Raw genomic sequence first — 9,318 nt, 5'->3', positions numbered from 1 at the left:
GCATTTCTTCATAAGTATCACATAAGATTACTTCTCCATAATTTTCCCAACTTGCCTCAGCTGTATCTGAAGTGGGTAAAATTTTAAGAATTCGATCTATTTCTGCTAATGTTTGCTCCGCCAAATTACGAGAATTGGTAAGCAAAACGGCAGGTGAATTATATCCGTGTTCTGCTTGCCCTAATAAATCAGTAGCACAAATTTCAGCGTCTACAGTCTCATCGGCAATGACCATTGTTTCTGTGGGCCCAGCAAAAAGGTCTATTCCAACTCGGCCAAACAACTGCCTTTTTGCCTCTGCTACAAACGCATTCCCAGGTCCAACTAGAAGGTGTACAGCCTCAATAGTTTCAGTACCAAGAGCCATTGCACCGACAGCCTGAATACCCCCTAGCACATAGATTTCATGAGCCCCCCCAAGATGAATAGCGGCTATGACTGCTGGGTTAGGTTCACCATTAAATGGAGGAGTACATGCTATTATACGGGGGACCCCGGCAACTGACGCAGTCGCTACTGACATGTGGGCCGAAGCAACCATCGGAAACTTACCGCCTGGGACATAACAGCCCACAGACTGCACTGGGATATTTTTATGCCCCAAAATAACACCGGGCATTGTTTCGATCTCAATGTCTCGCATACTATCTCTTTGAGCTTTGGCAAAGTTCCGCACTTGCTCTTGGGCAAACTTTAAATCCTGCATATCATCGTCCGATACTTTAGAAATTATTTGCTCTATTTCAGTCTGAGAAAGCTTGTAATTATCACGATCAAATCCATCAAATTTGACTGCTAACTCTCTAACTGCTTGATCACCTCGTTCCTCAATATCGAGCAGTGTTTGAGATACAATTTTTGCAGTGTTTGCATCATCTTCTGATCGTTTTTGATCGGATATGCCGCGTTTAAGGTATTCAATAGCCATAGCAATATTCCTAACTACTTTGATCTGAGGGTGTCTTTTCCCCATCATCATACTTTTCCCAACCATGACCTTGGAAAAGGTCAACTCCCAATTGAGCCATCACATGAGGAAAATCTACCATCACCCAATTATCAGTGATTTTCCCGTCAACGACTTTCCAGAAATCCATGTAACGAATTTCAACCTGTTTACCGGTCGCAGCAATTCCCATAAACTCACCAGAATGCACAGCTTCTTGTCTACCGAATGCGGCTGCCCACTCTCCCATGAACAAACGGGCTTCATCTATACACACCTTATTAGAAAATGCTTGCTGAAAAGGACGCTGCCAATTTTCTTGAAATTCACGAAGACCTTTTTTTGTACCGCAACCTTGGTTGCCCATCCATCGAAAATTCTTAGAAAAAAATTCACCAATATCATCAATTCTATGGTCGTTTAAACCATCAACCATTTCCTCTATAACTTTTTGAGTTTCTGATGTTTTTGTCATATCAGTTTCAGCGCTTAAATAAGCTTGAGTTGGGCGAGATCCTTTCATTACAGCGAAGCCTTTAACTTTAAAAATAAGTCAACCATTGTCATCCTTTCACTGCACCGGCCGTCAATCCACTTACAATTTGGCGTTGAAAAAACATAACGAGGACAAAAAGTGGAGCTGCGGCTGAAACAACTGCGGCGACAGCAAACATAACATTTCCCTCCGTATAGGTAGTCCCTAAGAAAGCGGCGACCTGCGGCATCATCGTTCTGTTTTCCTCTGACAAGAGCATCGAAGTCACTGCAAAATCGTTATACGCTAAGAGAAAACTAAATAAGCCAGTGGTAATCACACCGGGCCACATGACGGGAATAATAACATTCCTAAAGGCCTGGAATTGTGAACAGCCATCGACTTTTGCGCTTTCGTCGAGCTCTTTGGGAATGTTTTGAAAAAACGAGTGAAGCATCCATAATGTAAAGGGCTGATTTATCGCAACTAGTACAATTACTGTGGTTGGAATTTTACCCCATACATTCCATTCAAAAAAAGGAAGCATGTAACCCGATACCAAAGTGATCGGAGGCATTGCTCTAAAGATCAACGCCGTGATTAATAGTATGAAAGTGTATCTGTAGCCAGACCTTGATAGGGCGTAACCACCTAAGGTGCCGATTGTTAAGGACGTACAAACAACGAAAAAACATATAATGAATGTGTTTAAAACATTCCGCCAAAATTCTTCTTTTACCCAAGCTCCTTCGTATCCCGCAGCAGTAAATGCTCTACCATATTCTGCAGTCGTTCTTTCACCCGTTAATGCAAAAGTCCAATCCGCAATAGAAAAGAAGTCAAGTTCAACCTTAAAGCTTCCCCACAAAGTCCAAATGAACGGAAAAGCAGATATGATTAACCAAAAGATCGCGAATACATAAATTGAAATACGTAATTTAGCTGACCTTTTTTCCGTTGCCGCACTCATTTACTTTTTCTCCCTAAAATCTCTCCAGGTTCGCCTGAGGACTGGAAGTAAAAGTATTGTGACCCCGATAATCGTAAGTACTGAGGTTGCAGAGGCAGATGAAAGTTGCCTTGTTTCACCGCCTAAATCATTAAAGATAAACCAACTCAGACTGGTCGCATGAGCGGAGGCGTTAAAACCTATGATTGGTTCAAATACACGAAAATTATCCATTAATTGAATGAGGGCTACGAACGCTACAAGTGGCATCAAGTGAGGTAGTACTACGTACCAAACCTGCTGAATCCGACTTGCTCCATCGATCTGAGCGGCTTCAATTTGGTCTTCAGGAAGAGTTTGCAATCCAGCATAGAAAATTACGAAGGCAAAGGGCGCCGCATGCCAAACACCATATACAATCAAGGCAATCCACATTAAACCCGTTGAGGCTTTTAATGAAAGATTTGGATCTGAAAAAATCCATTGAATGGATGTGCCGAGTATACCACGACTATCAATCATCCAGAAAAGAACGAGCGATCCAATTAATGGGTTGATAACAAATGGTAACAAGGACAGAAAAACGACTAAGCCTCTTAACTTTTGGTATAAAGCATTAACGTTTAACGCTACTAAAAACCCAACAATCACAACCAGTGGCGTTACAATAAATGTAAATGTCAGCGTAAAATACATAGCCCGGTAAAATGGTAGATTAGTGAGCCTAGAGAAAAACTCTCCAAAGCTAGAGGTATTAACCCATATTTCTTTGACCTCTGAAAGCGCTAAGTGACCACGGTCCTTGAATATTTCCAGACCTACAAACCTACCCAATGGCTTTGTTGCACGTAAATCTGCTGTTGCGTCTTGGTCAATCGAAGTTTCGGTAGTACACCCTACAAGGGGCGTACAAGTTTCGACCTCCACTAAAACGGCAGGATGTGGAGCATGTATTGCTTGCAAGACAACAGACACTATGGGCAAGGCAATAAATAGCAGCATTGCCAGCCCTGTTGGCGCAAAAAACCAAAAAAAAGTCGAATGCCTCATAAAATCAAATCACTCTGTAGAGTCAGGGACGAGACCGCCCCTGACATAAAGTTTACTTAATTTAAGAAACCTTTTTCTTTAGCAGCCGCAATGTAGGCAGCCTCGACATCGGCTAGTGCTTGCTCAGCACTTTCTTTTCCCTGCATAAAATCAGGTAATTCTGCACCCAGGGCTGTGTGTAGAAGACCCATGTAAGGCAACATCGGGTAGGGAGTTGTTCCCATTTTTGCAGCTTCAAAAACACCTATAGCGGCATCAGTTGGAGTGTAGCCGTCAATGAGCCAAACGGCCTGGGTACGAATAGCTTCATCTTCCATCATTGAAGGGCGTATTCCATTCATCATTGCAATAAATGTAGCTTCCGCTTCTGCATCAGATACATTTTTAGCAACAGTCCAACCATCCCACCATAATGTTGACGCAGCGGTAGATCCACCTCCCACAGTCATAGGTCCTGCAACTGCATGACCATTTTTTACGGCATCCGTTACACCCTCAGCTGTAGTTTGAGACGCTGCACGAGATCCCCACATGTTTAACAAAGCTATGTTCCCAGCACGATACTCTGCATTTGTAGCATTAGAGTCATGTGTTAAAAAATCTGGGTTCATATACTCAGATAGAGACTTCATCATGTTCAAAGCATCAATACCAGCTTTTGAGTTAACACTCGGATTAGCGCTGCCAGCTTCAAAATGTGAACCGCCATAACCTAAGAACATATTGTTGAACTCTTGTGCCAAGTTCCAGCCCGCAGCATAAGCACCACCTACTGGGTTTTTCATTACACCAGCTGAGCGAATTTTTTCCGCTGCAGCTAACATATCCTCATATGTTTTTGGGGCATCAATGCTAAGATCAGATAAAACATCCTTCCGATACATCAGATGCTGTGCATTCGCCATAAATGCGACGGCCATAATCTTTCCATCAACTTTGATTAATTGGTTAGGATTTAAAGCCCCACCATGCTTTGATACTAAATCATCAAGTGGACGAATTACGTCTTCATTCATCAGTGCAACAATCGAAGAGTTAGCAACAATCGCCGAAGTATACTCGGCAGGATTACCTTGCATTCCAGGCACATTTATTTTCTGGTGCTCAGATGTAAGGTTGGTTGTTACTTCAGCACCAGTACAAGCTGCCGCTCCCGCTCCAACTGTTTGAATAGCTGGAAATTCATTACCAACTACACTTACGCGCGCTGAAATTTCGCAAGCCTGCGCAGTTCCAAATGCCGAGAGTGAGAAAGCGCCCACCAAAGCCATAATTTTTTTGTTCATTTTAGTTCTCCCAAGTTAGAGGATGAAAATTCACATCCTTTCAGTCAATTATCATGTTCAGGGCTCTAGCCCTCAATTCTAGCCCCTGTCTGGGTGTCAAACAGATGGCATATTCCGGCAGGCACAGAGATATTTATTTTTTCGCCTATGCTTGCTCGAAAATTCTTATCGGCCTTAACGCTTACTAAGGCATTTCCAACTTTTACCGTTATCATAGTCGCATCACCCAATAGCTCCTGAGTATAGACATTCTCGCCTATTTCAGACTTCTTTTTAGAAACCGTCGCATCCTCAGCCCTAAAACCAAGGGTAATAGGGCCATCATTAACCTTTAAGCCAGAAATACTCGTATTAGTGGATTGAAATACACCGTTTGAGACCACTCCATCAATTAAGTTCATCGATGGACTACCAATAAAGCCTGCTACAAATGTATTAGCTGGAAAATCATAAATTTCTGTTGGAGTGCCAACTTGTTGGACAATCCCTCTATTCATCACGACTACTCTATCTGCCAAAGTCATAGCTTCAACTTGGTCATGCGTAACATAGATTGTTGTTACGGCAAGTTCGTGACTTAAATTCTTGATCTGAGCCCTAGTTGACACCCTTAACTTCGCATCCAAGTTAGATAGTGGCTCATCCATCAAGAAGACATTAGGTTCACGAACAATCGCCCTTGCAAGGGCCACTCGCTGTCGCTGACCACCAGATAGCTCTGCTGGTTTACGGTCAAGAAATTCATCCAATTCAACCATTGTCGACGCCTTGCGAACGCGGACATCATGTTCTGATTTGTTAGTTCCCCTAATTTTCAAAGGGAAACGAATATTTTCATAAACTGTCATATTGGGATACAAAGCATAACTTTGAAAGACCATTGCGACATCACGGTCCTTTGGCTCTAAATCATTCACAAGTTGCCCATTTATAAATATCTCTCCCTCAGAGACATCTTCAAGGCCAGCGATCATGCGCATGGTTGTCGTTTTTCCACATCCGGAGGGGCCTAGTAGAACCAGGAACTCCTTGTCAGCTATGTCGAGATTAAACTTTTCAACACCGACGAAACTTCCCCAGCGCTTTGAGACATTATTTAAGTGGATGTCAGCCATCGAATCCTTCGAAGTATTTGCATACGTATTCAATATTACTAGACAAAGCTCCAGCGCTATGGCAAGCCTTTTTTTAAGTTGTAATAAAAATTATCAAAGAAGAACTTTGAAGCACTAAAAATGACGAGTTTACAGGAAGCAAAATCAGTTGTTTTAAATTATTATAACTCTCTTGATTCTGCTCAATCTGATGATGAGTTGAAACTTTGTTTTGAAAAAAATACACCTAGAGATTATTTGTGGAGGGGATTTCATCCATTTGGTGAAATAAATAACAGAGATTTGGTTATCCTTAATTTCTGGAAACCTTTCCGCAAGTCTTTCAAGTGCACCCAACGAAGGCAAGACATTTTTTTTGCTGGAAAAAATTCTCTTAAAGATGAGGAAGGTATCTGGGTAGTATCGATGGGACATCTTTTAAGTCTATTTGATCACGAATGGCTTGGCATTCAGCCGAACTTCAAAATAGTAATGCTAAGATACTGCGAATTTAATCTTGTCCATAATGGCCAAATTCTTCAGACTGCATTTTATTTTGACATTCCACACTTGATGTCGCAGGCCAATCAAAACCCTTTTGATTCACAGACCGGGTCAAGCATCGTGCAGCCAGGCCCCAGAACCCACGATGGAGTTCTATTTGAGGACGCCAATCCAGAAGAAAGCGAAGCAACCTTGCAGCTCATTAACAGGATGATTTCGGATTTAGGCCAATGGGAAAACCCCTTACCACTAGAGGAAGAATTAGCTTTGAGCTGGCAGGACGATATGGTGTGGTGGGGTCCACACGGCATTGGATCAACGTTTACTATTGAAAGATATGCAAAACAACATGCAAGTCCTTTCAGGGCTGCCTTTTCTGATCGGTCAGGCACAGGTCATATAGCTAGACTGGCAGAAGGACACTACGGTGGTTTTTTTGGATGGCCTAATTTTACCGCCGGACATGATGGTGGCTTTATGGGTTTACCCAAAAGTGATGGCAAAATTGAATTCAAAGTTATTGATATTTATCGACGCGGTGAAGGCAAGTTAGCAGAAAATTGGATTTTCATTGATATTTTATCAATTCTTTATCAACAAGGCATTGATGTTTTAGGCCAAAATCACAGTACGGTTGGTGGGTAATATGCTTGTCGATTCTCACCACCACCTGTGGAATTTATCAGAAGTACATTACCCTTGGCTGATGGAAAAAGGTGCGACACGGTTTTTTGGTGACCCAACTCCTATTCAACGAAACTATTTGCTAGATGAACATATTTCAAAGCTTGAACCATTTAAATTTAACGCATCTGTTCATGTTCAAGTAGGTGCAAAAGATGGATGGCAGGAAGCGAAATGGATTGATCAAATAGCAACTAACTCAAAAAATTGGAAAATAGTCCAAGTAGCTTTTTGCGATTTAGCAGCACCAGATTTTCTGGATCAAATTAATAAATTGTCGAAATTTACAAGCTTACGTGGAGTGAGGCAAATCATCGGCAGAGCAGAAAAAGAAGATACACAGACTGGAACAAATAATTTGCTATATGATCCAAAATTTTTGGATGGCCTAAAACATATTTCCAAATTAGGCCTAACTTTTGATCTTCAACTGACACCAAATCTATATCACGAAACCGGCATATTACTTCAGGAAGTGCCCAATCTCAGAGTAGCAGTTTGCCATTGCGGTAGTCCTCAAGAGCGCACTGGAAAATACATAGAAGCCTGGGCTGAAAAATTATCAAAACTATCTAAAAGAGAAAATACCTATTGCAAAATCTCTGGCCTGGGCATGTTTGATAAAAATTGGAACGCAGATAGTATTCAACCAATTATAGAGCACTGTCTCGACCAATTTGGACCAGAAAGATTAATGTTTGGCTCAAACTTTCCCGTCGACTCCCTTTATTCATGCTTTTCAGAACTTTACTTAGAAATATCACAATTAATTCCTGAACAGTTTCATAAAAAAATATTCGCAGAAAATTGTCGTAATTTTTACCGGTTTTGAATAAGTCGCTTTTTAAAACTTTAAGGTTGCAACCATTATAAGTTTAAGCTTGAGTGAGCTACTTGCTGAATTTTAAACCTAAGAAAGATCTTTAATGAGAAGCGCAATTCCCTCGCTTAATAACTCATCTCTTTCAATTTCTTTAATGATAGGAGCGATATTTTGTTTTGCATCAATGGATGCTGTTGCAAAATATTTGATGCAAGAAATTGGCCCTGTTCAAACGATTTGGGCTAGATACACAGCCCAAGCAGTACTTGTAACAGTACTAATACTTCCCCGTATAAATATATATGGAAAAACAAGGTACCCAAAATTACAATTCTTTAGGTCTGTAGCTTTAATGCTGGCGACAACATTGTTTTTCTTCGCCTTCTCTCGATTAGGTTTAGCAGAAGCAACAGCCTTATTTAACATAAGCCCAGTGTTAATTACGTTAGGAGCCTTCTTATTCCTAAAGGAAAAAATTGGTCCTAAACGTATTATAGGCATCGGCGTATCACTCTTAGGCGCTTTGATAATTATACGCCCAGGAAGCGGCGTTTTTACCATCTATGCCCTTTTTCCTATTGGGGGAGCGATCTGTTATTCAGCTTACAATCTAGCGACACGCTTTGTTGGTTCAGATGAAAGCCCGTGGACATCTCTATTTTACGCTGCACTTTTTGGAGCCGTTTGCTATTCCGTCTACATTGCTTTTCACTGGACGCCTATGTCCACTACTGCAATCATCTTAACTGTAATAATCGGACTAATTGGAACAGCAGGGCACCTGTTTTTAATAAAAGCTCTCTCACTTGGGGAAGCAAGTCTTGTGGCACCATTTGGTTACACAAGCTTACTTTTTGCTACGATGTGGGGTATTATCTTATTCAACAACTATCCTGATTTTTGGACAATATCTGGGGCTATCGTAATAGTAGGAGCAGGTGTATACGTTTGGGCTAGAGAGCGAGCGACGACACCAGTTTAAACCTGAAATCTTCAAATTTTTGGCTCAAAACTCTCGCTAAAAAACCTAAACCAGTTTCCACCCATTACCTTGGATATCAGCGCGGCATCCATACCCGTATTTCTTAAACCTACACTTAGATTTTTAAAATCAAGATTACCTCCAAACCAACTTGGCATATCAGGAAATCCAGGCTTCTCAGCACTTCCTTCTCCGTAATCAATTGATTTTGTCCAGCGGCCAACCCGCATCCACTCGACAACACTATCCGGTTGATCTTGGCAGAGATCCGTCCCAATACCAACGTTTCCCTCACCCATTAAATCGATAGTTTTTGCCACCATGTCGCAAAAACTTTGTAGACTACAGTCACTACTGTTTTTCAGATGATGGGGGTAAATAGAAAAACCTAGCATCCCACCACTATCACCAAGAGCTTTTAAAACATCATTAGACTTGTTCCGAAGAGCGGGGTGCCAAAAACTTGGATTTGCATGCGTAACAGCGATGGGGCGTGAAGAATGATCAATGGCGTCCAATGTCGAA

At 41.5% G+C, this 9,318-nt stretch carries 10 protein-coding genes; 3 read left to right on the top strand and 7 right to left on the bottom strand.

Going from position 1 to position 9,318, the window contains the following annotated elements:
* The 6 genes from hisD to ACTF5Q_RS11775 all read right to left on the bottom strand — a co-directional run.
* Positions 1-928: histidinol dehydrogenase (hisD, locus tag ACTF5Q_RS11800; RefSeq protein WP_438954797.1), on the bottom strand; the 928-nt coding region annotated here is incomplete at its 3' end.
* 10 nt (positions 929-938) lie between these two features.
* On the bottom strand, positions 939-1,469 hold the full coding sequence (locus ACTF5Q_RS11795) for an ester cyclase (RefSeq protein WP_438954796.1): 531 nt from the start codon (positions 1,467-1,469) through the stop codon (positions 939-941).
* A gap of 40 nt (positions 1,470-1,509) precedes the next feature.
* Positions 1,510-2,391, bottom strand: a complete 882-nt coding sequence (locus tag ACTF5Q_RS11790; RefSeq protein WP_438954795.1) for a carbohydrate ABC transporter permease — start codon at positions 2,389-2,391, stop codon at positions 1,510-1,512.
* On the bottom strand, positions 2,392-3,420 hold the full coding sequence (locus tag ACTF5Q_RS11785) for a carbohydrate ABC transporter permease (RefSeq protein WP_438954794.1): 1,029 nt from the start codon (positions 3,418-3,420) through the stop codon (positions 2,392-2,394). It lies immediately after the preceding gene.
* A 56-nt stretch (positions 3,421-3,476) separates the two neighbouring features.
* A complete protein-coding gene (locus tag ACTF5Q_RS11780) occupies positions 3,477-4,706 on the bottom strand; it encodes an ABC transporter substrate-binding protein (protein ID WP_438954793.1) in 1,230 nt (409 codons plus the stop codon).
* Between the two features lie 65 nt (positions 4,707-4,771).
* Positions 4,772-5,821, bottom strand: a complete 1,050-nt coding sequence (locus ACTF5Q_RS11775) for an ABC transporter ATP-binding protein (protein WP_438954792.1) — start codon at positions 5,819-5,821, stop codon at positions 4,772-4,774.
* Between the two features lie 120 nt (positions 5,822-5,941).
* Here ACTF5Q_RS11775 and ACTF5Q_RS11770 point away from each other — a divergent pair, with 120 nt between their 5' ends.
* From ACTF5Q_RS11770 to ACTF5Q_RS11760, 3 genes are all read left to right on the top strand, one after another.
* Positions 5,942-6,949, top strand: a complete 1,008-nt coding sequence (locus tag ACTF5Q_RS11770) for an ester cyclase (protein ID WP_438954791.1) — start codon at positions 5,942-5,944, stop codon at positions 6,947-6,949.
* A 1-nt stretch (position 6,950) separates the two neighbouring features.
* Complete coding sequence (locus ACTF5Q_RS11765; RefSeq protein ID WP_438954790.1) at positions 6,951-7,820, top strand: amidohydrolase family protein; 870 nt, start codon at positions 6,951-6,953, stop codon at positions 7,818-7,820.
* Positions 7,821-7,914: 94 nt separating this feature from the next.
* Positions 7,915-8,793 (top strand): DMT family transporter, encoded by an 879-nt coding sequence (locus tag ACTF5Q_RS11760; protein ID WP_438954789.1) that lies wholly within the window; start codon positions 7,915-7,917, stop codon positions 8,791-8,793.
* 11 nt (positions 8,794-8,804) lie between these two features.
* Here the strand turns inward: ACTF5Q_RS11760 and ACTF5Q_RS11755 are convergent.
* On the bottom strand, positions 8,805-9,318 hold a 514-nt coding region (locus tag ACTF5Q_RS11755; protein WP_438954788.1), incomplete at its 5' end, for a membrane dipeptidase.

The sequence above is a fragment of the Candidatus Salinivivens marinus genome (assembly GCF_965655845.1).
GTDB classification, from domain to species: domain Bacteria; phylum Pseudomonadota; class Alphaproteobacteria; order Rhodobacterales; family Rhodobacteraceae; genus Salinivivens; species Salinivivens marinus.
This window is presented reverse-complemented; position numbering and strand designations above follow the sequence as displayed.

What these genes read in the sequence shown, in the direction of transcription:
- ACTF5Q_RS11795 (WP_438954796.1), bottom strand. Translation starts at nt 1,469, where the DNA reads ATGAAAGGATCTCGCCCAACTCAAGCTTATTTAAGCGCTGAAACTGAT.
- ACTF5Q_RS11790 (WP_438954795.1), bottom strand. Translation starts at nt 2,391, where the DNA reads ATGAGTGCGGCAACGGAAAAAAGGTCAGCTAAATTACGTATTTCAATT.
- ACTF5Q_RS11785 (WP_438954794.1), bottom strand. Translation starts at nt 3,420, where the DNA reads ATGAGGCATTCGACTTTTTTTTGGTTTTTTGCGCCAACAGGGCTGGCA.
- ACTF5Q_RS11780 (WP_438954793.1), bottom strand. Translation starts at nt 4,706, where the DNA reads ATGAACAAAAAAATTATGGCTTTGGTGGGCGCTTTCTCACTCTCGGCA.
- ACTF5Q_RS11775 (WP_438954792.1), bottom strand. Translation starts at nt 5,821, where the DNA reads ATGGCTGACATCCACTTAAATAATGTCTCAAAGCGCTGGGGAAGTTTC.
- ACTF5Q_RS11770 (WP_438954791.1), top strand. Translation starts at nt 5,942, where the DNA reads ATGACGAGTTTACAGGAAGCAAAATCAGTTGTTTTAAATTATTATAAC.
- ACTF5Q_RS11765 (WP_438954790.1), top strand. Translation starts at nt 6,951, where the DNA reads ATGCTTGTCGATTCTCACCACCACCTGTGGAATTTATCAGAAGTACAT.
- ACTF5Q_RS11760 (WP_438954789.1), top strand. Translation starts at nt 7,915, where the DNA reads ATGAGAAGCGCAATTCCCTCGCTTAATAACTCATCTCTTTCAATTTCT.